The organism is Xanthomonas sp. NCPPB 2922, assembly GCF_041520885.1.
GTDB classification, from domain to species: domain Bacteria; phylum Pseudomonadota; class Gammaproteobacteria; order Xanthomonadales; family Xanthomonadaceae; genus Xanthomonas; species Xanthomonas campestris.
Map to the genome: position 1 here is coordinate 143,823 of NZ_JBGOFY010000003.1, position 25,505 is coordinate 169,327.

The 25,505-nt window shown below is 65.9% G+C and carries 21 protein-coding genes and 1 other RNA gene; 12 read left to right on the top strand and 10 right to left on the bottom strand.

Going from position 1 to position 25,505, the window contains the following annotated elements; translation table 11 throughout:
* Positions 1–3: 3 nt before the first annotated feature.
* From ACD584_RS05430 to mfd, 6 genes are all read right to left on the bottom strand, one after another.
* Complete coding sequence (locus ACD584_RS05430) at positions 4–1,287, bottom strand: EAL domain-containing protein (RefSeq protein WP_076036667.1); 1,284 nt, start codon at positions 1,285–1,287, stop codon at positions 4–6.
* Between the two features lie 26 nt (positions 1,288–1,313).
* Positions 1,314–1,829: a chemotaxis protein CheW gene (locus ACD584_RS05435; protein ID WP_076036668.1), complete on the bottom strand. Its 516-nt coding sequence runs from the start codon at positions 1,827–1,829 to the stop codon at positions 1,314–1,316.
* Between the two features lie 10 nt (positions 1,830–1,839).
* Complete coding sequence (locus ACD584_RS05440; RefSeq protein WP_019237476.1) at positions 1,840–3,975, bottom strand: methyl-accepting chemotaxis protein; 2,136 nt, start codon at positions 3,973–3,975, stop codon at positions 1,840–1,842.
* Between the two features lie 71 nt (positions 3,976–4,046).
* Complete coding sequence (locus ACD584_RS05445) at positions 4,047–6,059, bottom strand: chemotaxis protein CheA (RefSeq protein ID WP_175611612.1); 2,013 nt, start codon at positions 6,057–6,059, stop codon at positions 4,047–4,049.
* Between the two features lie 18 nt (positions 6,060–6,077).
* On the bottom strand, positions 6,078–6,407 hold the full coding sequence (locus tag ACD584_RS05450) for a lipid asymmetry maintenance protein MlaB (RefSeq protein ID WP_011037829.1): 330 nt from the start codon (positions 6,405–6,407) through the stop codon (positions 6,078–6,080).
* Positions 6,408–7,158: 751 nt separating this feature from the next.
* Complete coding sequence (mfd, locus tag ACD584_RS05455; RefSeq protein WP_076036670.1) at positions 7,159–10,626, bottom strand: transcription-repair coupling factor; 3,468 nt, start codon at positions 10,624–10,626, stop codon at positions 7,159–7,161.
* Between the two features lie 435 nt (positions 10,627–11,061).
* Between mfd and ACD584_RS05460 the strand changes: the two genes are divergently transcribed.
* Positions 11,062–11,136: non-coding RNA, sX9 sRNA (locus ACD584_RS05460), on the top strand.
* 158 nt (positions 11,137–11,294) lie between these two features.
* Here the strand turns inward: ACD584_RS05460 and ACD584_RS05465 are convergent.
* Together ACD584_RS05465 and ACD584_RS05470 are read right to left on the bottom strand one after the other, a co-directional pair.
* Entirely contained in the window at positions 11,295–11,837 is a 543-nt protein-coding gene (locus ACD584_RS05465) for a GNAT family N-acetyltransferase (protein ID WP_076036671.1), read from the bottom strand.
* Between the two features lie 166 nt (positions 11,838–12,003).
* Positions 12,004–12,912, bottom strand: coding sequence for a 23S rRNA (adenine(2030)-N(6))-methyltransferase RlmJ (locus ACD584_RS05470; protein ID WP_076036672.1), 909 nt, complete (start codon positions 12,910–12,912; stop codon positions 12,004–12,006).
* A gap of 216 nt (positions 12,913–13,128) precedes the next feature.
* Here ACD584_RS05470 and creB point away from each other — a divergent pair, with 216 nt between their 5' ends.
* The 3 genes from creB to creC are packed head-to-tail and all read left to right on the top strand — an operon-like array spanning position 13,129 to position 15,651.
* Positions 13,129–13,836 carry a two-component system response regulator CreB gene (gene creB / locus ACD584_RS05475; protein ID WP_175611613.1) on the top strand — a complete coding sequence of 236 codons (708 nt, stop codon included), beginning with the start codon at positions 13,129–13,131 and terminating at the stop codon, positions 13,834–13,836.
* A gap of 2 nt (positions 13,837–13,838) precedes the next feature.
* Complete coding sequence (locus tag ACD584_RS05480) at positions 13,839–14,201, top strand: hypothetical protein (RefSeq protein WP_076036673.1); 363 nt, start codon at positions 13,839–13,841, stop codon at positions 14,199–14,201.
* Position 14,202: 1 nt separating this feature from the next.
* Positions 14,203–15,651, top strand: coding sequence for a two-component system sensor histidine kinase CreC (gene creC / locus ACD584_RS05485; protein ID WP_076036674.1), 1,449 nt, complete (start codon positions 14,203–14,205; stop codon positions 15,649–15,651).
* 127 nt (positions 15,652–15,778) lie between these two features.
* Here creC and ACD584_RS05490 read toward each other — a convergent pair whose 3' ends face one another.
* Entirely contained in the window at positions 15,779–16,591 is an 813-nt protein-coding gene (locus tag ACD584_RS05490; protein ID WP_076036675.1) for a C1 family peptidase, read from the bottom strand.
* A 436-nt stretch (positions 16,592–17,027) separates the two neighbouring features.
* On the opposite strand from ACD584_RS05490, the gene creD reads away from it, so the two are divergent.
* From creD to ACD584_RS05530, 8 genes are all read left to right on the top strand, one after another.
* Positions 17,028–18,347 carry a cell envelope integrity protein CreD gene (gene creD / locus ACD584_RS05495; RefSeq protein ID WP_011037822.1) on the top strand — a complete coding sequence of 440 codons (1,320 nt, stop codon included), beginning with the start codon at positions 17,028–17,030 and terminating at the stop codon, positions 18,345–18,347.
* Positions 18,348–18,354: 7 nt separating this feature from the next.
* Entirely contained in the window at positions 18,355–18,765 is a 411-nt protein-coding gene (locus tag ACD584_RS05500) for a hypothetical protein (RefSeq protein WP_161962742.1), read from the top strand.
* An 85-nt stretch (positions 18,766–18,850) separates the two neighbouring features.
* Positions 18,851–19,183, top strand: a complete 333-nt coding sequence (locus ACD584_RS05505) for a hypothetical protein (RefSeq protein ID WP_228437971.1) — start codon at positions 18,851–18,853, stop codon at positions 19,181–19,183.
* Between the two features lie 34 nt (positions 19,184–19,217).
* Entirely contained in the window at positions 19,218–19,814 is a 597-nt protein-coding gene (locus ACD584_RS05510) for a GNAT family N-acetyltransferase (RefSeq protein WP_076036678.1), read from the top strand.
* A gap of 59 nt (positions 19,815–19,873) precedes the next feature.
* Positions 19,874–20,758, top strand: a complete 885-nt coding sequence (locus ACD584_RS05515) for a carbon-nitrogen hydrolase family protein (protein WP_014508370.1) — start codon at positions 19,874–19,876, stop codon at positions 20,756–20,758.
* A 136-nt stretch (positions 20,759–20,894) separates the two neighbouring features.
* Positions 20,895–21,986 carry a DUF3616 domain-containing protein gene (locus ACD584_RS05520; RefSeq protein WP_012437847.1) on the top strand — a complete coding sequence of 364 codons (1,092 nt, stop codon included), beginning with the start codon at positions 20,895–20,897 and terminating at the stop codon, positions 21,984–21,986.
* Between the two features lie 69 nt (positions 21,987–22,055).
* The gene (gene gltX, locus ACD584_RS05525) at positions 22,056–23,459 is read left to right on the top strand and encodes a glutamate--tRNA ligase (protein ID WP_076036679.1); all 1,404 of its coding nucleotides are present in this window, start codon (positions 22,056–22,058) and stop codon (positions 23,457–23,459) included.
* 13 nt (positions 23,460–23,472) lie between these two features.
* On the top strand, positions 23,473–23,991 hold the full coding sequence (locus tag ACD584_RS05530; protein WP_076036680.1) for a transcriptional repressor: 519 nt from the start codon (positions 23,473–23,475) through the stop codon (positions 23,989–23,991).
* A gap of 799 nt (positions 23,992–24,790) precedes the next feature.
* Here ACD584_RS05530 and ACD584_RS05535 read toward each other — a convergent pair.
* A complete protein-coding gene (locus ACD584_RS05535) occupies positions 24,791–25,408 on the bottom strand; it encodes a TetR/AcrR family transcriptional regulator (protein WP_076036681.1) in 618 nt (205 codons plus the stop codon).
* Positions 25,409–25,505: the final 97 nt, after the last annotated feature.

The window sequence follows — 25,505 nt, forward strand, 5'->3', positions numbered from 1 at the left end:
GGCTCAGACAAGGTCGGCATCAGTAGGAAGCTCGCTGCTGCAGAGACGGGCGATGCGGCTGGCGTGTTCGCGCCACCACTCGGACAACATCGGGCCTGGCATCGGGGAGGCCATCAGGTAGCCCTGGGCCAGGTCGCAGCCGAGCTCGCGGAGCAGGCGCCAGTCGTCGGGGGTTTCCACGCCCTCGGCCACGGCAGTGAGTTCCAGCCGGTGGGCCAGCTCCAGCGTGGATTCCAGCACGGTGCGCTGGCTGCGGCTGCGGTGCGCGGCATGCACGAAGCTGCGGTCGAGTTTGAGCTCGGTAAACGGGATGCTGGCCAGCCGCTGCAACGAGGAAAAGCCGGTGCCGTAATCGTCGATGGACAGGCCGAACCCATGCAGGCGCAGCCGCGCCAGCATGCTCAGCGCATTGGCCGGCTCCACGATGGCGCTTTCGGTGAGTTCCAGCACCAGATCCGCCGGTGCCAGGCCGTTGTCGGCCAGCTTGGTGCACAAATGTTCGAGGAAATCCTGCTCGCCCAGCAGATTGGGCGACAGGTTCAAGGCCAGCGTGAGTTGCAGGCCCTCGGCGCGCCAGTCCACCAATTGCGCAACCGCCTTGTCGATCACCTGCTGGGTGAGTGCGTGGATCAAACCTTCGCGCTCGGCCAAGGGAATGAAGCGGTCCGGGCCGATCATGTCGCCTTGCGGGCGGCGCCAGCGCGCAAGGGCTTCCACGCCGCGCAGCCGGCCGTCGCGCAGGTCCAGCTTGGGCTCGTAGGCCACGCGGATTTCACCGCGCCGCATGGCGCGATCCAGCCGCGAGGCCGCCGCACCGCCACTGGAGAGCAGCGGCGAGATCGGGGTGGACAGCGCGGTGGTGGTCTCGGCGAGCGGTTCGGGAATGCAGTCCAGCGTGGTGGCCAGATCCTGCAGGCGCAGTGGTTTTTCCAGGCCTGCGAGCACGCGCACACCGGCGCTGCGGCTGAGCTGCATCACCGCATCGATCAGCGCGCCGCCGCGTTGCGAGACCACCACCACCGGAACGCTGTGCTGGCCGCGTGCCAGCGCGTCGAGCAGCTGCACGCCGTCCATGCCCGGCATTTCCAGGTCGATCAACAGCAGCGATGGTGCGCTGGCGCGGCTCAGCCAGTCGAGCGCGGCATGGCCGTCGCCGGCACCGTCCACCACGCTGGCGCCTAATTGGCGGCACAGCGCGATGGCGTGTTCGCGCTGGACCACGCTGTCGTCGACCACCAGGACCGGGCCGGCCAGTGCGCAGTTGCAGGAAAGAAGTGGAGAGTGCATGAGAGTCCTGGCGTGCACGGAAAGAGTCAGGCCGCCAGCGCGGCGTCGGGCAGCTGCGCCGGCGCGTTGTTGGCCAGCACGGCGTCGGCATCCAGCAGGATCACGAAGCGCTCGTCGCGCTTGGCCATGCCGTGGATGAAATCGCGATGGATGCCGGCGCCGAAGCTGGGCGCAGCGGCAATGTCGGCGGGCGCGATCTCCACCACTTCGCTGACCGCGTCCACCAGCAAGCCCAACACCTGCTGCTCACCGGCGCGTGCGATCTCCACGATCACGATGCAGCTGCGTTTGGTGATGGCGCTCGCACTGCGCCCAAAGCGCAGCTGTACGTCCATCACCGGCACCACCGCACCACGCAGGTTGATCACTCCACGCAGCGCCGGCGGCATCATCGGCACTTCGGTTGGAATTCGGTATTCAATGATTTCCTTGATGCCCAGGATGCCCAGGCCGAACATCTCACCGCCCAGCAGGAAGGTGAGGTATTGCTGGGGTGCGGGCATGGCGGGCGCGCCACCGGTCTCTACGCTGCGCTGTTGCATCGTCGATTCCTCAGAAGCTGGCGAACTGGGATTCGTCGATCACATCGGCGGCGACCGCCGCGCTGATCGGACGCACGTTGGCGCGGCGCAGCGGCAGGCTGGCGGCAGGCGCAACCCGACGTTGCACCGGCTTGGCCGCCGGCACATTGCCACGCCCACCGTTACCCAGCCGGAAGAAGCCCATCAACTGCTGCAACTGCTCGGCCTGCGCGCTCATCTCTTCCGAGGTGGCGGCCAGTTCTTCGGCATTGGCCGCGGCGGATTGGGTGGTCTGGTTCAACTGGCCCACTGCGGTGTTGATCTGGCTGACACCGGCGGTCTGTTCTTCAGACGCTGCGGCAATCTCCTGCACCAGATCGGAGGTGCGGCGGATCGAAGGCACCATCTCGCCCAGCACGCGGCCGGCGCTTTCGGCCAGTTCCACGCTGGACCCAGCCACTTCGCCGATTTCCTGCGCGGCGATCTGGCTGCGCTCGGCCAGCTTGCGCACTTCGGCCGCCACCACCGCAAAGCCCTTGCCGTGCTCGCCGGCGCGCGCGGCTTCGATCGCGGCATTGAGCGCCAGCAGATTGGTCTGGTAGGCGATGTCGTCGATGATGCCGATCTTCTTGGCGATGTCCTTCATTGCCACCACCGTGGCGCGCACGGTGTCACCACCGTCGGCCGCCTCGCTGGCAGCCTTGGCGGCCATGCTGTCGGTAACGCGGGCGTTTTCGGTGTTCTGCGCAATGGAAGCAGTCATCTGCTCCAGCGAGGCGCTGGTTTCTTCCACGCCGGCCGCCTGTTCGCTGGCGGCCTGGGCCAGTGCCTGCGCGGTGGCACTGACTTGTTCCGATGCGCTGGCCAGGTTCTCGGCGTTGCGGTTGACCTCATCGACGATCTCGGTGAGGCGGCTCATGGTGGTGTTGACGTAGCGCTGCATGTCGGCGAATGCGCCTTCATAGCGGCCTTCCACGGTGTGGGTGAGGTCGCCCTCGGCCATCGCGCCCATCACCTGGATCACCTCGGAGATGCTGCGCAGGTTGCCGCGCGCGCGCTCCACGGTGTCGTTGATGAAGGCCTTCTTGCCGGGCAGCTGCGCCAGCGGCGCGTCGAAGTTGCCGCGGCCGAACTCTGCCACCACGCCCATTGCCAGCTTCTTGACCGCGATATGCGCACCGACCATCTCGTTGATGCCGGTGGCCATGCTGCGGAAATCACCGTCGAAGCGTGCGGTATCGATCACCACATCGATGTCGCCGGCTTCGTGTTCGGCCGACATGTGGTTGATCTCGCGGATCAAGCCGGTGAGGTTGCCGCGCACCTGATCGATGGTCTCGTTGATGAAGCGCTTCTTGCCCGGCAGCTGCGGCAGTTGTGCGGTGAAGTTGCCGCGGCCGAACTCGGCCACGCAGGCGATGGCCTGCTTCTTGACCGCGATATGTCCTGCCACCATCGCATTGATGCCTTCGGCCATGCGACGGAAATCGCCGGTGAAGCGCTGCGTGTCGATCACGACGTCGATATCGCCGGCATCGTGTTCGACCGCCATGCGGTTGACTTCGGCGACCAGGCCGGTGAGGTTGCCGCGGATCTGGTCCACGACCTCGTTGATGAAGGCCTTCTTGCCCGGCAGGCGTTCCAGCTCGGCGGAAAAATTGCCGCGGGCGAATTCGGCCACGCAGGCCATGGCCTGCTTCTTCACCGCGATATGGCTGGCGACCATGCGGTTGATGCCGTCGCCCATGGCGCGGAAGTCACCATCAAACCGTGCCACATCGATGCGCGCATCGATCTCGCCAGCGTCGTGTTCGTGCGAGACACGGTTGATTTCGTCGTTGACGTGGCGGATGCCGCTTTGCACCTTGCGCAGGCCGCGCAGCACTTCACAGGCCTGCTCGTCGCGCACCTGCGGCAGGGCGACATCGAAGTTGCCGCGGGCGAAGGCGTCCAGCGTGGTGGTGGCGATCTCCAGCGAGCCGGTAGCGGTGCGGATCGACCAGGCCAGCAGCACACCGCTGGCGAGTGCGGCCAGCACGCTCGCCGCCAGCAGTGCAGCATGCGACAGCGTGAGTGCGAAGCCGGCAACCACCACCACAACCGGCAGGGCAATGGCGAAAGCGGCGGTGAACCACAGTTGGGTGGCGATCGGGAGACGGTGCGACATGGTGGCAGCTTCCTGGAGTCAGGGAACGACGTAGAACGGCGGCGTGGGAAGACGAGCGGCGGTTTGAACGGTCAGGCGGCCAGCGCGTCCTGGCCTGGATGCAATTGCTGGATCAGACTGGGCACATCGAGAATCAGCGCGACCTCGCCGCTGCCGAGAATGCTCGAACCACTGATGCCCTTGACCTGCGCAAACACCTTGGACAATGGCTTGATCACGGTCTGCCATTCGCCCAACAAGGTGTCCACGACCAACCCGAAGCGCTGCGCGCCCTGGCGGATGACCACGATGCTTTCGCGGACCGGCCGCTTGCCGCCCAGTGCAAACAATTCGCGCAGGCGTACATACGGCAGCACGCTGCCGCGCAGGTCGATGTAGTCGCTGGTGTAGTCGGGCGTGAATTCCACGCACTCTTCCACCACATCCAGCGGCACCACGAACACCGACTTGCCAATGCCCACCTGGAAGCCGTTGATGATCGCCAGCGTCAGCGGCAGCCGCACCGAAATGGTGGTGCCCACGCCGGCGGTGCTGTCGATGTCCACGCAGCCGCGCAGCGCGGTGATGTTGCGCTTGACCACATCCATGCCCACACCGCGGCCGGACAGGTTGGTGACTTTCTCGGCAGTGGAAAAGCCGGGCTCGAAGATCATTGCGAACACTTCGCGATCGCTGAGCTGGCGGCCGGGTTCGACCAGGCCGCGTTCCAGCGCCTTGGCCAGGATCTTGTCGCGATTCAGGCCGCCACCGTCATCGGTGATCTGGATGACGATGCTGCCGGAATCGTGGAAGGCATTCAGGCCCACGGTGCCACGCGCCGGCTTGCCGTTGGCCACGCGCACGTCTGCCGGCTCGATGCCGTGGTCCATCGCATTGCGTACCAGGTGGGTGAGCGGGTCGCCGATCTTTTCCACCACCGACTTGTCCAGTTCAGTGTCTTCGCCGGCGACGACCAGCGCGATGTCCTTGCCCAGCTCGCGCGCCACATCGTGCACCACGCGCTGGAAGCGGCTGAACGTGCCGCCGATCTTGACCATGCGCAGTTGCAGTGCACTTTCGCGTACCTCTTCAACCAGGCCCGCCAGGATCGAGGTGGATTCGAGTAATTGCGCATCGCCGGTGCGCTGTGCATTGGTGCCGGTGCTGGCCACCGCGATGATCAACTCGCCCACCAGGTCGATCATGCGATCGAGCTTGTCGGCGTCCACGCGGATGGAGCGCGCTTCATTGGAACGCGGCGCAGTCTCGGCAGTCGTCGCAGCGGCGCGCGGTGGCGGCACCACGGCAATGGCTGGCGCCGGTGTGTGCACCGGTTCCGTAGTGACGGCGGCGTTCGCGGCGCTGAGCGTGGTGTCCAGTGGCGCCGGCACCGCGACGATCTCCAGGTCGCAGTCTTCGCGCACGAATTCGAACACGTCTTCAATCGCCGCGCGGTCGGCATCGCTGCGCAGCAGGATCTGGAATCCAAGGTAGTTGGCTTCCGGGTCGAGCTCCTCGAACACCGGCAATTTGCTGTAGTCGGTGCTGATCGACTCGACGGAACCGAGCCCGCGCAGATTGCGGATCAACTTCAACGGCGAGTTGCCAAAACGCAGCGCATCGGCAAACAGGGTCAGGTTGACGCGCCAGTAACCGCTTTGTTTTTCCGGCGTGCTGCGCTGCGCGTTGCTGACAGTTGCGCCGCAAACGCTGCCTTGCAGATAGGTCTGCAACTGCGCCAGCAGGGGCTCGGCTTCGGCGGCCAATGCAGCGGGATCGGCATGGCTGGGGTCGGCGGCGGTCTCCACCAATGCATGGATGTGGTCGCAGCACACCAGCAGCAAGGCGATCAGTTCCGACTGCAGCGCCACCGATTCTTCGCGCACCAGGTCCAGCACGCTTTCCACCACGTGGGTGAAGCCCACCAGCTGCGGCAGATCGAACAGACCACCGGAGCCCTTGATGGTGTGCGCCGCACGGAAGATCGCGTTCACCGCATCGGGCGAGGACTCGCCACGCTCGGCCTGCAACAGGTGACGTTCCATGTCTTCGAGCAGATCCCGGCTCTCGGCCAGGAAGGTCTGCATCAGCTGGTTCATGTCCATGCGCGTCACCTGTCCGTGTTAATGAATGCGTTCGCCCAGACCGGTAGCGGCGTGCGGGTACAGCGCTTCCAGCAGGCCCAGCAGTTCGATCACATCGACCACGGCGCGGCTCGAGTCGGTCAACACAAACGGGCGTCCATCAGCCTGCACCGCCTGCTTGGTGGCGAGCAGCAGCTGCAGGCCGGTGGTGTCGATCTCGCTGACCGCAGCCAGGTCCAGACGCACGCCGCCCGGATGCGCCAGCGCCGGCTGCAGCAATGGCTTGAGCTCGGCAGCACGGCGGATGGTCATCTCGCCTTCGAGGGCAAGCGTGAGCGGGGCGGGTAGATCCAACGAAAAGATGTCCATTGCGGCCTCGTGAAGCGATGACACGTGCGTGGCATGACGCGGAGAAGTTCTCGCCTCGACATCGGCTTCACGCGCTACCAAGTAGGCCCAAGTCGTGTCGGTCTATGCAGGTATCGGCGCGTGACAGAAATATTTAGGCCGAATTCAGCCAAGCGACTGATTTGCGATGCGCATCACTGCGTGGGCGTTAACCGCTCAGGTTTGCGATGACGTGATGCGTGCTGCTTGTCGGCTGAGTCTGCTTTTAAGCGAGCGCTGCAACGGAATGGTGTTTTGGTTGCCATCGAAGGCGCATGCCGTTTCAAGGCATGCGTGATTGCTGTGCATGCGAAAAGCCTGCCTGTTGAGCACGCTAGTGATGGCTGACATGGATGTCTGACACAAGGTTCCGCAGCGAGCAGCACTCATTGCCCATGTCTGCGTCTGGATAGAGTGCGGCCAACGCGCAGCGCGGTTTTGCGAAACGCAGCTTGCTCGGTTGCGCTGCTCTGCTGCAGGCGATTGCCGCTGCACGCTTTCATGAGTGTGCAGTACAGATGCACCGCGATCAGGCGCTGGGTTCAATCGTGGTTTGTGCCTGCGATGCTGGCGGGCAGTGCCTTGCACTGGGCATTCAATGCGCCAAAACAGGCCAAGGTAGATCGCTGATTACCGTCGGCGCGTTGCACAGTGCGTGCGCGGCCTTCAACACCACAGCTGCAGCGTGCCCGTGCAGTGCGCCCCAGCATGGCGCACTGCACGGTGCAACCCCTCAGCGCGGTGCCAGGGCCGTCAACAGCCCACGTGCCGCATTGAAGCGGTCGGCCGGCTCGGGCAACGGCAGCTTGATGCGCAGTTTGTCCGGGCCATCCATGGTGTAGATCTTCGGCTGCTTCTGGATCATCTGGATCACGGTCATCGGGTCGATCGACGGCTTGGCCTCGAACACCAGGCGGCCGCCATTCTCGCCAAGATCCAGCTTGCGCACACCCAAGGCATTGGCCTGCAACTTGAGCTCGGCGATCGCGAACAGGTGCTTGACCGGGTCTGGCAGCAGGCCGAAGCGGTCGATCATTTCCACCTGCAGTTCGCGCAAGGCATCGCTGTCGCGGGCACTTGAAATGCGCTTGTACAGCGTCAGGCGCGTGTGTACATCCGGCAGGTAGTCCTCGGGAATCAGCGAGGCCACGTGCAGTTCCACCTCGGCGCCGCGCACTTCTTCGCCGGCATCCAGGTCGGGCAGCTTGCCCTGGCGGATGCTGCGCACCGCGCGTTCCAGCAGTTCGGTGTACAGGCTGAAACCCACCTCGGCCATCTGCCCGCTCTGGTCCTCGCCCAGCAGCTCGCCTGCACCACGGATCTCCAGATCATGCGTGGCCAGGGTGAAGCCGGCGCCCAACTCGTCCATGGAGGCAATCGCTTCCAGGCGCTTTTCTGCATCGGAGGTCATCGAGCGGCGGTCCGGCACCACCAGATACGCATAGGCGCGGTGGTGCGAACGCCCCACGCGGCCGCGCAGCTGATGCAACTGCGCAAGACCAAAGCGGTCTGCGCGGTTGATGATGATGGTGTTGGCATTGGGAATGTCGATGCCCGATTCGATGATCGTGGTCGACAGCAGCACGTTGAAGCGCTGCTTCTGGAAATCCAGCATCACCCGTTCCAGCTCGCGCTCGGGCATCTGCCCATGCGCGATGCCGATGCGCGCTTCCGGCACCAGCTCGGAGAGGTCGCGCTGCATGCGCACGATGCTTTCCACATCGTTGTGCAGGAAATACAGCTGGCCACCGCGGCTGAGTTCGCGCTGGAACGCCTCGCGCAGCAGGGTGTTGTCCCAGGCGGTGATGAAGGTCTGCACCGCCAGCCGGTTCGGCGGCGGGGTGGCGATGATGGACAGATCGCGCAGCCCGGCCATGGCCATGTTGAGCGTGCGCGGGATCGGTGTGGCGGTGAGCGTGAGCAGATGCACGTTGGCGCGCATCGCCTTGAGCGCTTCTTTCTGACGCACGCCGAAGCGCTGTTCTTCGTCCACCACGACCAGGCCGAGATCCTTGAACTTCACGTCCGGCTGCAGCAGCCGGTGCGTTCCGATGATGACGTCGATATCGCCGCTGGCCACTTTCTCCAGCTCGGCCTTGATCTCCTTGGTGCTCTTGAAGCGCGACAGTACTTCCACCTTCATCGGGTAGTCGGCAAAGCGGTCGCGGAAATTGCGGTAATGCTGTTCGGCCAGCAGCGTGGTCGGCACCAGCACGGCGACCTGCTTGCCGGCACTGGCCGCGGCGAACGCAGCGCGCACCGCGACTTCGGTCTTGCCGAAGCCGACATCGCCGCAGACCACGCGGTCCATCGGCTGACTGCTGCCAAGATCGCGCAAGGTGGCATCGATCGCGGCCAACTGGTCGGTGGTTTCCTCGAACGGAAAGCCCGCCGCGAATGGTTCGTACATCGCGCGGTCCACCTGCAGCGCCAGGCCTGCGCGCGCGCGGCGGCGCGCCTGAATTTCGAGCAGCTCGGCGGCAACATCGCGCACCTTTTCAGCGGCCTTGCGCTTGGCCTTGGTCCACTGCTCGCCACCCAGCGAATGCAGCGGCGCGGTGTCGGCCGAGGCACCGGAATAGCGGCTGATCAAGTGCAGCTGCGCTACCGGCACATACAGCCGGTCGCCCTTGGCGTATTCGATTTCCAGAAACTCGCCAGGCATGCCGCCGGCGTCGAGCACGATAAGGCCGCGGTAGCGGCCCACGCCGTGGTCTTCATGCACGATCGGGGCGCCTTCGGAGAGCTCGCCCAGGTCGCGGATGATCGCTTCCGGCTCGCGGCCCACGCGGCGCGTGCGGCGCGGTTGGTTGGCCCGTTCCGGGAACAACTGGCGCTCGGTCAGCACCGCAATCTGCGGCGTGTCCAATGCAAATCCGTCTTCCAGCGGCGCCACGGTGATGCCGAAGCGCAGTTTGGTCGCGGCCAGGAACGCGGGCAGGTCGGCCACGACGTCCGGCTTCAACTGCGCGGCGGCCAGCACTTCCATCAATGCTTCGCGGCGGCCGGCCGAATCGGCGGCCACCAGCACCCGGCCGGGGTAATGGCCCAGGAACGAGGCCAGGGCCTGCCCGGCAGGCGCATCCTTGGCGGCGACCGGCAGCGGCGGCAACGGCTGGTCGCCCAGCGGCGCGGCCTCGTCGATACGCGGATGGTCGGCCGGCCACACTTCGATGCGCGCCAGCTTGTTGAGCCGCTCGCGCAAGGCATCCGGTGACTGGTACAGCTCATCGGGCGGCAATAGCGGGCGTTCCACATCGTGGCGGCGCTGCTCATAGCGGTTTTGCGCCTGCAGCCAGAAGGCATCGGCCGCATTGGAGACGCCGGTGGCGATCAGGGGCAGCACGCGCGTGTCCAGATAATCGAACAGCGTGGCGGTCTTGCTGAAGAACATCGGCAGGTAATACTCGACGCCCGACGGTGCGATGCCGGACTTCAGATCCTGATACAGCGCGCTGCGCCGCGTATCCACGTCGAAGCGTTCGCGCAGGCAGGCGAGCACGCGCTCCACGCTGGCATCGTCCATCGGCACTTCGCGGCCGGGCAGCATCTTGACCGCGTCCACCTTGTCCAGCGAGCGCTGCGATTCCGGGTCGAAGGCGCGGATGGAGTCGATATCCTCATCCAGCAGTTCGATGCGCAACGGGGTGTCGGCGCCCATCGGGAACACGTCCAGCAGGCCGCCGCGCACCGCGAAATCGCCCGGGTCCATCACCTGCGGCACGTTGCGGTAGCCGGCGCTTTCCAGGCGGCGTTTTTCCGCGTCCAGATCCAGCCGCTGGCCAACCGTGAGATCGAAGCTGCCACCGACGATGTAGCTCAGCGGCGCCAGCTGCTGGAGCAAGGTCTGCACCGGCACGATCACCACGCCACGGGTCAGACCGGGCAAGCGATGCAGGGCCGCCAGGCGCTGGCTGATGATTTCCGGGTGCGGGCTGAACTGGTCGTAGGGCAGGGTTTCCCAATCGGGAAACGGCACCACTGGCAGCGTGGACGCGTCACCCAGCAGGGCGTGCAGATCGGCTTCGATCTGATGCGCGCTCTGGTTGTCGCGGGCAATCACCAGCACCGGGCCGGCATGCGCTTCGGCAGCGCGTGCAATCGACCAGGCCAGGGCCGTCGGAGACGACGGAGCGCGCCAGTAGGCGCGGAGCTGGCCGGACTTGGGCAGCGGCGGAGAAGGGAAGGTAGGCGACGGCATCAGCCGGCGATTTTATCAGAGCGCCGCCAGGGGCCGGTCCATCTGGCGTGAAAGCGGCCGGCCTGGCCTGCCGGGCTTCGGCGTCGTGCGATGGGGAGGGCGGGCAAGGGCCCTTGCAGCGACGTTTCAGATTTAGGCGGTCTGCGACTGGCCTATCCGCATTCTCTACTGCGCTTCAAGGTAGGCGGGATTGCTCGTCTTGGCAGTCAACAGCCTAGTTGGTCGAGGGCGCGGTGCCCTCACCGCTTGCGGGACACGCCGTGAATCCGTCCATGGAAGCTCAGTGGCGGCATCCATGCCGCCACATGGTCCCGCAAGCGGCGAGGACACCGCGCCTGACGGTGTATAGGCGGCTTTTGGAGATGCCAGGCTAAGAGCAGCTATCAAAACGACTGCGCAGCCACCGGGCGAGCGCGGCCGGTGCTCGGAATCGGCATGTACCTACGTACACTCGGGTTCCTCCGCGCCGTCCGCACCCACCTGACGACTGCTCGCTACGTTTTGTTAGCCGCGCTAAGTCACCTGTTATCGGGGTTTGTGGCGGAGCTCAGGCCGGCGGGGGAACTCACGTGCTGTCCCGCAATACAGGGCATGCCATGCGAACACCCAGCACGCCCAGCCACCGCTTCAAAACGAATCCCAACTCCCGAATCCCAAATCCCCGCCCCTCAAGCATCCAGCTCCAGCACCATGCGCACCAGTTCCGGGGAATCCGGGTGCGGCTGCGGTTTGAAGCCCAGCGATTGGGCCAGCTGCAGCATCGGCAGGTTGCTTTGCAGCACGTCGCCGTACAGGCAATCGAGGTACTTGCGGCGCGCCCACTTCACCAGTTTGCGCATCAGTTGGCGGCCCAGGCCCTGGCCGGCCACAAAGCTGCTGACCAGGATGGTGTATTCGGCCTGGCGGGTGCCCGGCACCAGCGCGGCACGTGCGACGGCGCCCACCAGCGCTTCGCCGGGCGGCAATTGCTCGGCCGCCACCAGCACGATTTCGCTCTTGGGGTTGGGGTGGGTAAGGCGTTGCACCATTTCGGGGGTGATTTCGGCCGAGGAGCGCACGAAACGGGCCCGGATCTCTTCCGGGCCCAACAGGCTGAAGGCTCCCTGCAGCGGCGGGCCGTCCTCGGGACGGATCGGGCGGAGCAGGAGCGTGCGGCCATTGGGCAGACTGAAATTTTCATGCCAGGGAGGCATGCGATTGCGGATGGCCATGACCGGGTGTTCCTTGAAGATCGGAAGATTCTGGCACCAGCCCAGCGCACAACCGTGAATGATTCCGGTGCGCCGCTGGGGGCCGTATGCGGGGGTGGCAGTGCTTCCCACGGCACTCTACCGAGCGATGCCGTGAGCCAGTCGTGACGCCGGGCGCCAACGCGGCCTAGCCCTCCTGGCGCAGCCACTCCAGCCGGGTCGATGCACCGGCGTCGCCAAGGTGCGCCTTGAGCGCGGGCAGCGCCGGGGCCAGCACCTGGTCGAACTGCCAGGGTGCATTGACGATCAACAGGCCGCTGCCGGTCAGGCGCAGCGGTGAATCGTCCGGATGCACCTGCAGTTCGGCCATCAGCACCGACTTGGCCGGCAGCGCGGCTGCCTTGCGCATGAAGGGCTGCAGGCTGCGGCGCAGCTTGATCGGGTACCACACCATGCAGATCGCCTGCGGCCAGCGCGCCAGCGCTTCGCGCACGCTGGCGATCACCTGCGGGTATTCGGCACCCTGTGATTCATAGGGTGGGTCGATCAGGACCAGTCCGCGGCCGATCTTGACCTCGCCGGCCCGCGGCGGCAGGAAGGCGCGGATCGCCGCATAGCCGTCGCCGGCATGCACACGCACGCGGCTGTCGTTGGCGAACAGGGTCTTCAGCGCCTGGGCTTCGTCGGGCTGCAGTTCGCAGAACGCCATGCGGTCCTGCGCGCGCAGCGCCTGCGCCGCCAGCAATGGCGAGCCAGGGTAGTGATTGATCTGGATGCCGGCGGTGGGCCGGGCCGCTTTCTGGCCGGGCACGGCCGGGCGTGCGACGGTGGCGTTGTCGGCCTGCACCGCGCGCAGATAGCGTTCCACCACCTCCGGCAGCGTGGCTTCGGCCATCAACCGCATGACGCCGGCATCGGCCTCGTTGGTCTTGCGGCTCTCTTCGCCACCGAGCTGGTAGCGGCCACGGCCTGCGTGGGTGTCCAGCACGAAGAACGGGGTGTCCTTGCGCTTGAGGGTGTCGATCAGCGCCAGCAAGGCGATGTGCTTGAGCACGTCGGCGTGGTTGCCGGCATGGAAGGCGTGGCGATAGTTCATCGCGGCAGTGTAGAGGGTGCGCGGTGGTTTGCGCTGCGCCAGGTGCGGTGGCGGTTTACGCCGGGTGGGGCGCAGCGAGGCGGCCGGGCGCCGGGGTAAGCGCGTCTGCAACGCCTCGGCCTCGCAAGGTGCAGCCAGCGTGGTGTGGTCGATGATTTCCCGCAGCGGCCAATAGCACGGTGGCCCGCGTGCTATTGGCCGCGCCGGCATGCGGCTATGCTGCGCGCCATGTCCGAGACCCCCGCCCGTGTCCTTGTCGTCGAGGACGAAACCGCCATTGCCGACACCGTGCTGTACGCCCTGCGCAGCGAGGGCTACGTGCCCGAGCACTGCCTGCTGGGGCGCGAGGCGCTGGAGCGGCTGCGCAACGATCCCGCTGACCTGGTGGTGCTGGACTTGGGCCTGCCGGATATCAACGGCTTCGAGGTCTGCCGCACGCTGCGCGGTTTCAGCGAGGTACCGGTGATCTTCCTGACCGCACGCAATGACGAGATCGACCGCGTGCTGGGCCTGGAGCTCGGTGCCGACGACTACATGGCCAAGCCGTTTTCGCCGCGCGAGCTGGTGGCGCGGGTGCGAGCACGGCTGCGCCGGCGCAGCGTGGCCGTGGCGCAGGCCGAACCGGGCTGGCAGCCGCACGGCGCGTTTGCGATCGATCGCGACGGCAGCCGCATCCGCTACGGCGAGACGCTGTTGCCGCTGACGCGCTACGAATACGCGCTGCTGGCCGCGCTGCTGCAGCGTCCCGGCGCCATCCTCAGCCGCACCCAGCTGATGGACCGCGGCTGGGATGCCAGCGCCGACAGCGCCGACCGCACCGTGGACACCCACATCAAGACATTGCGCGCCAAGCTGCGCCAGGCCGGCGTGCCGGCCGACCCGATCCGCACCCACCGTGGCCTTGGCTACGCGCTGGAGGTCTGAGGATGGATGCCGTGTTTCAGAAGCTGGCGGTCGGGGTGGTCGAGCGTGCTGGTTTGCGCGGTTTGCGTGGTCGGCGTGGGCTGACTGAAGTGAAGGGCCTGGCGGGCGGGCGCGATGTGTTCGCGCTGTCTTGCGTCGGCCATCATCAGGCGCGAGCGGACGAGATCGACGTTGCGTGCCTCCGCAGTGCCGCAATCGCGCGATCCCTATGCACGCCCACCTTGCGTTCGTCGCTCCTGGCACAGACGCAACTGGCGCTGGCCGCATCCATGCCAAATGCGTCGGCTGTTGCCGGCTACTTGACCACGCGGTGGTCGACCAACGACCACACACCTGCGTGCGCGGCCAACGGGATTCGGTGCTGACATGCGGCTCGGCCTCAAGCTGTTTCTCGGTTTTTTTCTGATCGTCGGGCTGGCCGCGTTCTTCGTGATGCGGGTGTTCGTCAACGAGGTCAAGCCGGGCGTGCGCCAGGCGATGGAATCCACGCTGGTGGATGCGGCCAACGTGCTGGCCGAGATGGCCAGCCCCGAGCTTGCAGCCGGGCAGATCGCCAACGGCCGCTTTGCGCGCCACCTGGCACAGGCCCAGCAGCGCGACCCCAAAGCCTGGGTGTGGCGCTTCCGCAAGAACAACGTGGACTACCGCGTCACCGTGACCGATGCGCGTGGTGTGGTGGTGTTCGATTCGCTGGGCCGCGACGTCGGCCGTGACAACTCGCGCTGGAACGATGTCTACCGCACCTTGCGCGGCGAATACGGCGCGCGCTCCAGTCCGGAGCTGGATGGCACCCCCGGCGCCACGGTGATGCATGTGGCCGCACCGATCTATGCGCCGGACGCACCGGGCACACTGATCGGCGTGCTCACGCTGGCGCAGCCCAATCGCAGCATCGACCCCTTCATCGAAGCCAGCCAGCGCAACATCCTGCAACGGGGCGCCTGGTTGATCGGCATTTCCGCATTGATCGGCATCGGCATGACCTGGTGGCTGATGCGCGGCATTGGCCGGTTGAATCGCTATGCGCAGGCGGTGAGCGCGGGCATCCCGGTGCCGCCGCCCAAGCCGCGCGGCGATGAAATCGGCGACCTGGGCCAGGCGCTGGAAACCATGCGCCGCAAGCTGGAGGGCAAGGCCTACGTCGAGCACTACGTGCAATCGCTGACGCACGAGATGAAAAGCCCGCTGGCGGCCATTCGTGGCGCCTCGGAGCTGTTGACCGAGCCATTGCCGGAATCTGACCGCCAGCATTTTGTGGCCAGCATCCGCGCCCAGGAGCAGCGCCTGACCAAAACCATCGACAAGCTGCTCGCCCTGGCCGAGGTCGAACAGCACGGCTGGCTGCAGACCCGTGCGTGCGTGGCCGTGCCTGGCGTGTTGCAGGCTGCAGTGGACGCGGTATTGCTGCGCGCCGCTGGCGCCGGCGTGCTGGTGGAGCTCGATGCGGCAAGCATGGCCGCCAGCGACCAGACCGTGCTCGGCGATGCCTTCCTGCTGCGGCAGGCCGTGATCAATCTGCTGGAAAACGCCATCGCCTTCTCGCCGGACGGCGGCACCGTGCAGCTGCGCACGCAGCTGGAGGACGGCCAGGTGCAGCTGTTGGTCGAAGACCGCGGCAGTGGCGTGCCCGATTATGCGATCGAACGCGTGTTCGAGCGGTTCTATTCGCTGGCGCGCCCGCAGACCGGGCAACGCAGTTCCGGCCTGGGCTTGCCGTTCGTGCGTGAGGTGGCCCGCCTGCACGGCGGTGACGTGCGCCTGCGCAATCGCGACGGTGGCGGTGCGATCGCCACCTTGCGATTGCCCACCGCGTAAATCCCGCTGCAGGCCATGTGCGACCTGCTGGCAACTTGCGGCGGCTGGCGGCCGAGTGGATGCGGCAGGTGCCGGAGCACATGCCGCATCCGTGTCAGCGACGCCTTATTGCGCGCAATCGCCGTGGTCAGTGCACTACGTCAGCTGCGATCACGTCCTTTGCGACGACCGACCAGGACAGCTTGCCAAAGCCCTTGTTGCCCCACTCGGTACCCCAGCTGTTTTCAACGATCAAGCCTTCGCTGTCGTATCCAAGTGCGATCACCGCGTGGCCGCCCAGAATCGGCGTCTTGATGTCGTAGTCGACCTGATTCGATGGGGTGAGGTCTTCGAAGCCTTGCCGGACATAGAAGCCGATGGCCACCGGCGTGGACGCGGCCAGCGCAAGCTTGATCTGTTCGACCAATGCCCGCCCGCCATTTCCGTCGCCGGCATACAGCACGGTGTACTTGCGGTACGGCGTGGGGTGCTTGGCGGCGTTGGCGCGGTCGGCAGCGGTAGGCGGGTTCTGCCAGCTGTAATCGCCCCATGAATAATGCTGCGCGGTGTCGATGCCCTGGGCCAAAGCCACGTCCAGTGGGGCTTCCAGGGTGGAGCCGCCATCGACGCCACCGTTGACCTGGCTATAGAGATACATCGGCGCAAAGCGGGTCTGCGCCTGTTTGGCGGCGTTGGCATACCAGCCGGTGAGGGTGTGGGCGGTTGCCCACGAGGCACAGGACCCCACCTGACCCTGGTCGCCTGGCGTGATCGCCCAGGCGGTCAGGTCCACTGTGGCGGGGAGCGGTTTGGCGGTACTTGCGGTGCCGAACAGCGGGGTCACCGGCTGCATCAACGCCGACGGTTTCAAACCCATTCCATGCATTGCCGCCTGTGCGGCAGCGGAGGACAGGCTCAGGGCAGCGAGCAGGCAGAGCGTCAGCGAACGTTGCGTGTTCATGAAGGCAGACTCCAGGCAAGAGGGATGCAGTCGGGCGCACGGTTGAACCACGGCCGGCCAAGCGGGCAGGCGTGTAGAACGGCGCCACGACGGCGCGCGGAAGATGGAAGGAAGACGGCGAAGAACGACGGAGCGGAAAGCCGTGTTCAAAACATGATCGAAAACGAAACGATGGTCCTGTCGTACGCAACTGCCTGCGCATCGTTGCGCTTGGCGCCGAAGTGCGTGGCAGTGATGCGAAGTGCCGTCGATGAAACAGAAGCTCTTGCTGGGCCTGCGTTGCACTTTTCCAGAGTGAAACCTGTATTTCCACAGCACGTCACAGTGGCACTCGTTGGCCGTGCGGGCCACCCACTTCACATTCGCTTCAAATTCGCCTCAAACCCTGGACACCGAGCGCGCTCACCCTGACCACCTCCCAGACTGAGGATGGTCGATGAAATCCCTGAAACTGCTGTTGCGCTTCGCCACCGTTGGTGGGTTGATCCTGCTGTTGCTGATCCCGTTGTTGTTGATCCGCGGCGCGGTGCAGGACCGCGCGCGCTACCGCGACGAGGCGGTGGAGCGGGTGTCCAAAAGCAAGGCCGGCGAGCAGCAATTCATCGCGCCGGTGCGTGTGCTGCCCTATACCGAGCAGGTGCAGGTGAACGAGCCGGACGAGCAGGGCAACCAGCGCAAGGTGTGGCGCGCGCAGGAGGGGGCGCTGCTGCAGACGCCGCGCACGCTCAAGATCAGCGGCGAGATGGTGCCTTCGGTGCGCGAGGTGGGGATCTACCGCGTGCAGGTGTATTCGTGGAAGGCAACGCTGCACGCCGAATACGACCCGTTCGAGTACGCCGCCGCGCCCACCCGCGTGTATGGCCAACCGTATCTGACAGTGGGCATTTCCGATGTGCGTGGGCTGGTGGGCACGCCCAGCCTGCGCGTGGATGGCCGGGCGCTGACGCTGGAGGGAGGTGCAGGCACGCTGGCCGGGCGGACCTCGGGCATCCATGCCGCGCTCAAGCCGGTGAGCGATGCAACTGCCGGGACGCTGCAGGACGGCAATGTGGTGGACATGCAGTTCGTGCTGGATGGCACGCGCCGGTTGGCGATCGCGCCGATCGGCGACACCAACGACATCGCGCTGCGCTCGGGCTGGCAGCACCCGTCATTCGGTGGGCAGTTCCTGCCGAATGCGCCGAGCATCGGGCCGAAGGGCTTCGATGCCACCTGGTCGTTGTCGGCGCTGGCCACCGGCGCACAGACGCAGCTGCAGTCGGATGCGAGCGCGCTGGACATGCTGGAAGTGCGGCTGGTCGACCCGGTGGACGTGTATACCCAGGCCGATCGCGCCAGTAAGTACGGCATCCTGTTCGTGGTGCTGACCTTCGTGGCGTTTGTGTTGTTCGAGCTGATCAAGCGGCTGCCGATCCACCCGGTGCAATACCTGCTGGTGGGCCTGGCGCTGGCGATTTTCTTCCTGCTGCTGCTTAGCCTGTCCGAGCGCATCGCCTTCTGGCAGGCGTACCTGGTCTCGGCGGTGGCGTGTATCGGGCTGCAGTGCGTGTACCTGTCTGGTGTGTTGCGCAGCTGGGCGCGGGCGGGTGGGTTTTCGGTGATGCTCACCGCGCTGTACGGCGTGCTTTACAGCCTGCTGATCTCCGAAGACAACGCGTTGCTGATGGGATCGTTGCTGCTGTTCGGCATCCTGGCCTGCATCATGTGGGTGACCCGCAAGCTCGATTGGTACGAGCTTGGCAACAGCTTGCGCTGAGGTCGGCATGCTGATGCGCTCTCAATTACACCGGCGGGCGCAGCGGTTGCTGCCCGCCGGGATCGAAACGGTGGCGCTGCTGTCCGCAGCGCCGCCCCACCAATGGGAATGCTCGCCGCTATCCGCCTTGCCGCTGCCTGCAGCGGGGCGGCGTGGATGGATCGGCATGGCGCTGCACGCACGCACGGCCGAGGATGTGCGCCGCGATGGCGCCAACGCACTACAGCAGCTGCAGTGCGCTGCGCCGCGGCCGCCACTGCGCCAGTACCTGCCATGGCAGCGGCTGAGCAACGGCAGCTACTGGGCCCGCAGTAGCGATGCATTACTCGGCGTGCTGTTGGCGGTGGAAGATGCGGCCGTTTGGTTGCTGTGGCAGCAGTCCGCCGCTGCTGCCTGCACGCGGAGCTGGCTGCGATGAGCGGCGCGGTTTGCAGGCGAGATGTCTGGTACGCGTGGCTGCAGCTGGCAGCGCACCGTGTCGCACGCCTGCAGTGCGGTGGCGCATGCGTCACAGGACGCCTGCGGTGATCTGGGCGGCCGTAGTGATCTTTGTGGTTGCCGTGCTGACGCTGGCGTTGGTGGCCAGCACCAGCTGGCGGGTGTTCGGTGGGTGCGTCGCCTGCGTTTGCGTGCTCTTGCCGGTGTTGTTGTTCGGCACCTTGATTCTGCAGCCCGGCGCCGGGCAGGATGCGTTCGCGTCGGCAGTGGCGGTGGAAGCGGCGATCTGCCTGCAGTTGGCGGCGGACGCCGCGTGCCTCCTGGCAGCGCCCCTGGGACTGTTGGGCCGGCGCATGCTGGCGTGGCAGGCCGCGCGTGGAGCCGGCACGGCCGGCTGAGCGCACGCGCTGCAGCCATGGCTAGAATGCACCCATGCCTACTCCCATCATCACGGCACTGCGCGGCAGCGCCATCACGCCGTTTCTGGACGATCTGGCGCGGCTGCGCAGTGTGGTCTTCCGCGCCTGGCCGTATCTCTACGACGGCGACCCCGCCTACGAGCGCGACTATCTGGCCGCCTATGCGGCCTCGCCAGACAGCGTGTTCGTGCTGGCGCGCGATGGCGATGTGGTGATCGGCGCCTCCACCGGCCTGCCTTTGCTGGACGATAGCGCCGCCTTCCACGCGCCGTTCCGCGCGGCGGGCATCGACCCGGCCAGCGTGTTTTATTTCGGCGAATCGGTGCTGCTGCCGGACTATCGCGGGCAGGGCATCGGGCACGCTTTTTTCGACCAGCGCGAAGCCCACGCGCGTGCACTGGGGCGGTTTGCCCTGACCGCGTTCTGCTCGGTCCAGCGCGACCCGCACGACACGCGCCGCCCAGCCGATTACCGGCCCAACGATGCGTTCTGGCGCAAGCGCGGCTATGCGCCGCAGCCCGGCATGCAAGTGCGGCTGGAGTGGGCAGAGTTGCAACGCGGGGAGATCGACCACAGTTTGGAGGTGTGGACGCGCGCGCTGCAGGCGTAAGGCTGCTGCGCCACCTCCGCATCATCCACCCCACGTACGCATCGCAGGAAGCTCACCTGATGAAGATTGCCGTTGCCAAATACCCGATCGGCAAGCCGGCCGATTTCGCTGCTTTTGCCGCACGCCAGACAGCGTTGGTGGGCGAGGCCGCGGCGGCTGGTGCACGCGTGCTGGTACTGCCGGAATATCTGTCGCTGGAGCTGGGCGCCACGTTCGGCACACAGATTTCGGCCGGTTTGCCGGAGTCGCTGGCAGCGATCCAGGCCCTGCGCCCGCAGTGGATGGCGTTGTTCGCCGGGCTGGCCCGGCAGCATGCGGTGCATCTGATCGCCGGCAGTTTCCTGCTGGAGATTGGCACCGGCCGCTACCGCAACCGCAGCGATTGGTTCACCCCCGACGGCACGCATGGCTGGCAGGACAAGTTGCAGCTCACCGGGTTCGAAAAGGCCACCGGCGTGATCGACCCGGGCGATGCGCTGAAGGTGTTCGAGCTGGATGGCGTGCGTGCGGCGATCGCCATCTGCTACGACAGCGAATTCCCGTTGCCGGTGCGCGCGCAGTACGAGGCCGGTGCGCGTTTGCTGATCGTGCCCAGCTGCACCGACACTGCCGCCGGTGCGATGCGCGTGCGCGTGGGTTGCCTGGCGCGTGCGCTGGAAAATCGCGTGTTCGTTGCGCAGTCGGTCACCGCCGGTGAGGCGCCGTGGAGCCCGGCGTTGGACGTCAATACCGGCGAGGCGGCGGTGTTCGCGCCGATGGATGTGGGCTTTCCGGCCGATGGCGTGCTGGCGCAGACCCAGGGCGCGCAGGTGTGGGCGTATGCGGAGCTGGATTTTGACGCGTTCGCGGCCAGCCGTGCGCAGGCGCAGGTGGCCAATGACCGCGATTGGCCCGGTCAATTGGCTGCTCACGTGACGCGTGCGAAGCTGGTTGGGTTCGATTGATCCAAGACGACCGATAGCCCTCGGGCGCTGCCGGCCGGTGGATGCGTAGCGCTTCCCATGCGCGCCGCGCCACCGGTCACGCGCCAGTGGGAGTCAGCCGCCTGGCAACTCCCGCCCGCCACCGACCAGGTCACCCATGTCCAAGAAAACCTTGATCCCGCATAGCGTCCGCCTGGAATTCGCGCCTGGCGCGCTGGTGCACAGCAATCTTTCCGGCGCTGCCTTCACCGACGATTGGCTGTGGGTGGCCGGCGATGAAGCCTGTGCGGTGGATCGCCTGCGCACGCTCGCCCCGCTGCAGCGCGAGACGCTGCGCTTTGGCGAAGGCCAGAGCTTTCCGCTGGCGGAGTTGCTGGATCTGCCTGGCGAAGCAGCCGAGGAAGCCGACCTGGAAGGCCTGGCACTCTCCGACGGCTTTTTGTGGGTGATCGGCTCACATGGGCTCAAGCGCAAGAACGCCAAGCCTGGCCGCGACGATGCCGAAAACGCCAAGCGGCTGACCAAGCTCAAGCTCGATGCCAACCGCCGCCTGCTGGCCTGCCTGCCGATCGAGCGCGCTGCCGATGGCACGCCTACGCTGGTGCGCGAAGCCGCCGACGGCCGCCGCGCGCTGCGGCTCAAGGGCGACGCCAAGCACAACCAGCTCACCGCGCTGCTGGAAGACGACCCGCATTTCGGCCCGTTCTTGAAGATTCCCGGCAAGGACAACGGCTTCGACATCGAAGGCATCGTGGTGGACGGCCAGCGCCTGCTGCTGGGCCTGCGTGGCCCGGTGTTGCGCGGGTGGTCGGCGCTGCTGGAGATCCAGGTGGAAGCGCATGGCGATCATCTGCGCCTTGCCCCGCTGGATGAAGAGGGCACGCTGCTGCGCAAGCACTTCCTGCAACTGGGCGGGCTGGGCGTGCGTGACCTGCACTATTCCGGCGACGACCTGTATCTGCTGGCCGGGCCCACCATGGTGCTCAATGGCGAGATCCGCCTGTTCAAGTGGCCTGACGCGCGCAGCGTGCTGGCCGCCAACCAGGCGCCAGTGCGCTTCCAGCGCGAGCTGCTCAAGTCGGTGGTGCTGCCGCACGGCGAAGACAGCGACCGCGCCGAAGCCATCTGCAACCTGCCGCGCCAGTTGGCCGGCAACACGCCAAGCTGGCTGGTGCTCTACGACGCACCCGGCGCCAAGCGCAGCGGCGGCGATTGCGTGGTCTACGGCGACCTGTTGCGCAACACCTGAGCGGGCGGGCCGGGCAGGGCACGGCTGCGCAAGGTAAAATCGGGCCACTCCCGTTCCGCCGAGCGCTCCATGACCTGCCGCACCCGTTTTGCCCCCAGCCCCACCGGTTACCTGCACATCGGCGGCGCACGCACCGCCCTGTACTGCTGGCTGGAGGCACGTCACCGCGGCGGGCAGTTCGTGCTGCGCATCGAAGACACCGACCGTGAGCGCAGCACCCAGGCCGCCATCGACGCGATCCTGGAAGCCATGGAGTGGCTGGGCCTGGGCTACGACGAAGGCCCGATCTACCAGACCCAGCGCATCGCCCGTTACCAGGAAGTGGCCGAGCAGCTGCTGGCGCAGGGCAAGGCCTATTACGCCTACGAGACCCGTGAGGAGCTCGACGCGATGCGCGAGGCCGCGATGGCCAAGCAGGAAAAACCGCGCTACAACGGCGCCGCGCGCGAGCAGGAGCTGCCGTATCGCGACGACCCGAACCGGGTGATCCGCTTCAAGAACCCGCTCGCGGGCACGGTGGTGTTCGACGACCTGATCAAGGGCCGCATCGAGATCGCCAACAGCGAGCTCGACGACATGGTGATCTTCCGCCCGGATGGCTATCCCACCTACAACTTCGCGGTGGTGGTGGACGACTGGGACATGGGCATCACCGAGGTGATCCGCGGCGACGACCACATCAACAACACCCCGCGACAGATCAACATCTACGAAGCGCTGGGCGCACCGGTGCCCAAGTTCGCGCACATGCCGATGATCCTGGACGAGCAGGGCGCCAAGCTCTCCAAGCGCACCGGCGCGGCCGATGTCATGCAGTACAAGGACGCCGGTTACCTGCCGCATGCGCTGATCAATTACCTGGCCCGCCTGGGCTGGTCGCATGGCGACCAGGAGCTGTTCAGTCAGCAGGAATTGCTGGACCTGTTCGACGTCAAGGACGTCAATTCCAAGGCTGCGCGCCTGGATATGGCCAAGCTCGGCTGGGTCAATCAGCATTACTTGAAGACCGACGACCCGGCCAGCATCGCGCCCCAGCTGGAGTACCAGCTCCGCAAGCTGGGCATTGATGTGGCCGCCGGCCCGGCCGCTGCCGATGTGGTGGTGGCGCTGCGCGAGCGCGTGCAGACGCTCAAGGAAATGGCCGAAAAAGCCGTGGTCTGGTACCAGCCGCTGGAAACCTACGACGAAGCCGCGGTGATCAAGCACCTGAAATTGGGCGCGGAAGTGCCGCTGGGCAAGGCGCGCGAGATGCTCGCTGCGCTGAGCGAGTGGAGCGTGGAGAACGTGTCGGCGGCGCTGCATGCCGCTGCCGCGGCGCTGGAACTGGGCATGGGCAAAGTCGCCCAGCCGCTGCGGGTGGCCATCACCGGTACCCAGGTCAGCCCGGACATTTCGCAGACGGTGTACCTGGCCGGCCGCGAGGGTGCCTTGAAACGCATCGATGCGGCACTCATCAAGATTGGAGCGGCCTGACGCCGGAGCCTGTATGACCAAGCACACGCACACCCAAACGCACGACCAGGAACACGCCTGCACGGCCCCGCATCATCACGTGGACGATGCCAACAGCTTCGTACGTGCGGTGGAGCGCGCCTGCAGCGAACGCGGCCTGCGGCTCACCCCGATCCGCGCCAACGTACTGCGGCTGATCGCCGATGCCGGCAAACCGGTCAAGGCCTACGAGCTGCTGGACTGGGTGCGCGAAGGCAAGGGCGTGGGCGCCGACGCCCCGCCGACGGTGTACCGCGCGCTGGATTTTTTGATGGCCAATGGCTTCGTGCACAAGCTCGAATCGGTCAATGCCTTTGTCGCCTGCCATCACCCCAACAGCGCCCAGCACTCGGTGCCGTTCCTGATCTGCGACCGCTGCCATAGCGCGGTGGAGCTGGAAGACCGCGATGTGGTCTTGCAACTGGAAGCCCGCGCCAAGGCGCTGGGCTTCCAACCCCAGGCACAGACGCTGGAAGTGCACGGCCTGTGCGCCAAGTGCGCGGCAGCGGGTTGATTGGTGTGAATCGAGCCGCTGCTAGTGGTGCCAGGCGCGCGAGCGGCTCGGGTCAATCGCCCCGCGCAGACGGTAATCAAGCGCGATTCACCGTAGGAGCGGCCTTGGGTGCGATGGGCTTTCCCGACTTACGTCGGCGGTTGTGCATCGCAAATGCAGCACGGCGGATTGATTGCGTGAATCGAGCCGCTGCTAGTGGCTCCAGTCGCCCGCGCAAGACGCTAAACAATCGCGATTCACCGTAGGAGCGGCCTAGGCCGCGATGGGGCGTTCCCGATGTTATTTCGGTGCTCGTACGCAGAACGCGCGTTCACTCTGTCCGCATCATTGCCGACACGCAGTTTCCGCAGGAAATGCGAGCTCCTCGTAGGAGCGGCCTTGGCCGCGACAAGCTTGCTACGTAGCGTCCCAATGTCGCAGCGCACAGCCGTTGGTTCCCGAACGACCGCATCCGGTAGTGCGTCAGCAATGCAGCGAAGCTCTGCCAGCCGCACACATGGCATTGCATTGAGCACCGCGTGCGGCCGCCTCCTTCAGCTAATGCGACACACCGCCAACCCGCGCAGTTTGCTCGAAACTGTTTGCGCTGTTTGCGCGCACACTGCGTCGTTCGCGCGCGCGCATGACGCACCTAAGAGTGCGCACCTCTAACTCGGACCCGACCCGTCGTTGATGCGCTCGATCAAGTGATGCAGCCCAGCGCACTTCAATCGTCGGACGTTCCAACACCTGCGAAGCCGCTCATCGCCGCAGCACGTCGGTCACCACACCACCTCCCCACACGCATACGCAACCACACTCAAACCGCCGCCGGCTTACACGCATACCCCGCCAGAAACAGGTCCACCGCGCGCTGCGTTGCATCGCATAGATACTGCGGCGAAGGATCCTTGAGCGCGCCGAACAGGCACGGCATCAAGGTGTCGGCTTGCAGCAGGCCGCCGAATTGCCGGGACGCATCGACCGGGTCGGCATGCCGTAGCAAGCCCTTGTCCATCTGCTTGCGCAGGTATTCGGCCACGCGCTGCATGCCTTCTTCGGGGCCGCTGTTATAGAACAGCGCGCCAACGTCCGAGCGCCCGGACACGCCAATGATGGTCTGCCAGATGGTGATGGAGGTGGGGGCGCACAGGAAAGTCAGGATGTCCCGGCCAAAAGCGTGCAGCGCCTGCTGCACCGGTGCGTCGGTGCTTTCCAGCCTGGCGATCAACGGGTCGATGTAGCTGTCGGCCATGGCGGTGGCCACCGCGATGAACAGCTCTTCCTTCGAGCCGAAATAGCCGTACAGCGTGCGCTTTGAGCCGCCGACACGGGCGGCGATCTGCGACATCGACGCGCCTTCGAAGCCCAGCTCGAGGAAGACCTCGCTGGCCGCCTGAACGATGGTGTCGCGCTTTTCTTCGGTTCTGACCCGCATCGCGGTGCTCCTAGGGGCGCTTAAGTATACCAACTGGGCAGAAATGCTTGACGCCCACGGATGAGCTTATTAGGATACCGAACCGTACCGTTTAGAT

Excerpts from the sequence above, each read along its gene's own strand:
- ACD584_RS05430 (WP_076036667.1), bottom strand. The coding sequence starts at position 1,287 with ATGCACTCTCCACTTCTTTCCTGCAACTGCGCACTGGCCGGCCCGGTC.
- ACD584_RS05435 (WP_076036668.1), bottom strand. The coding sequence starts at position 1,829 with ATGCAACAGCGCAGCGTAGAGACCGGTGGCGCGCCCGCCATGCCCGCA.
- ACD584_RS05440 (WP_019237476.1), bottom strand. The coding sequence starts at position 3,975 with ATGTCGCACCGTCTCCCGATCGCCACCCAACTGTGGTTCACCGCCGCT.
- ACD584_RS05445 (WP_175611612.1), bottom strand. The coding sequence starts at position 6,059 with ATGGACATGAACCAGCTGATGCAGACCTTCCTGGCCGAGAGCCGGGAT.
- ACD584_RS05450 (WP_011037829.1), bottom strand. The coding sequence starts at position 6,407 with ATGGACATCTTTTCGTTGGATCTACCCGCCCCGCTCACGCTTGCCCTC.
- mfd (WP_076036670.1), bottom strand. The coding sequence starts at position 10,626 with ATGCCGTCGCCTACCTTCCCTTCTCCGCCGCTGCCCAAGTCCGGCCAG.
- ACD584_RS05465 (WP_076036671.1), bottom strand. The coding sequence starts at position 11,837 with ATGGCCATCCGCAATCGCATGCCTCCCTGGCATGAAAATTTCAGTCTG.
- ACD584_RS05470 (WP_076036672.1), bottom strand. The coding sequence starts at position 12,912 with ATGAACTATCGCCACGCCTTCCATGCCGGCAACCACGCCGACGTGCTC.
- creB (WP_175611613.1), top strand. The coding sequence starts at position 13,129 with ATGCTGCGCGCCATGTCCGAGACCCCCGCCCGTGTCCTTGTCGTCGAG.
- ACD584_RS05480 (WP_076036673.1), top strand. The coding sequence starts at position 13,839 with ATGGATGCCGTGTTTCAGAAGCTGGCGGTCGGGGTGGTCGAGCGTGCT.
- creC (WP_076036674.1), top strand. The coding sequence starts at position 14,203 with ATGCGGCTCGGCCTCAAGCTGTTTCTCGGTTTTTTTCTGATCGTCGGG.
- ACD584_RS05490 (WP_076036675.1), bottom strand. The coding sequence starts at position 16,591 with ATGAACACGCAACGTTCGCTGACGCTCTGCCTGCTCGCTGCCCTGAGC.
- creD (WP_011037822.1), top strand. The coding sequence starts at position 17,028 with ATGAAATCCCTGAAACTGCTGTTGCGCTTCGCCACCGTTGGTGGGTTG.
- ACD584_RS05500 (WP_161962742.1), top strand. The coding sequence starts at position 18,355 with ATGCTGATGCGCTCTCAATTACACCGGCGGGCGCAGCGGTTGCTGCCC.
- ACD584_RS05505 (WP_228437971.1), top strand. The coding sequence starts at position 18,851 with ATGCGTCACAGGACGCCTGCGGTGATCTGGGCGGCCGTAGTGATCTTT.
- ACD584_RS05510 (WP_076036678.1), top strand. The coding sequence starts at position 19,218 with ATGCCTACTCCCATCATCACGGCACTGCGCGGCAGCGCCATCACGCCG.
- ACD584_RS05515 (WP_014508370.1), top strand. The coding sequence starts at position 19,874 with ATGAAGATTGCCGTTGCCAAATACCCGATCGGCAAGCCGGCCGATTTC.
- ACD584_RS05520 (WP_012437847.1), top strand. The coding sequence starts at position 20,895 with ATGTCCAAGAAAACCTTGATCCCGCATAGCGTCCGCCTGGAATTCGCG.
- gltX (WP_076036679.1), top strand. The coding sequence starts at position 22,056 with ATGACCTGCCGCACCCGTTTTGCCCCCAGCCCCACCGGTTACCTGCAC.
- ACD584_RS05530 (WP_076036680.1), top strand. The coding sequence starts at position 23,473 with ATGACCAAGCACACGCACACCCAAACGCACGACCAGGAACACGCCTGC.
- ACD584_RS05535 (WP_076036681.1), bottom strand. The coding sequence starts at position 25,408 with ATGCGGGTCAGAACCGAAGAAAAGCGCGACACCATCGTTCAGGCGGCC.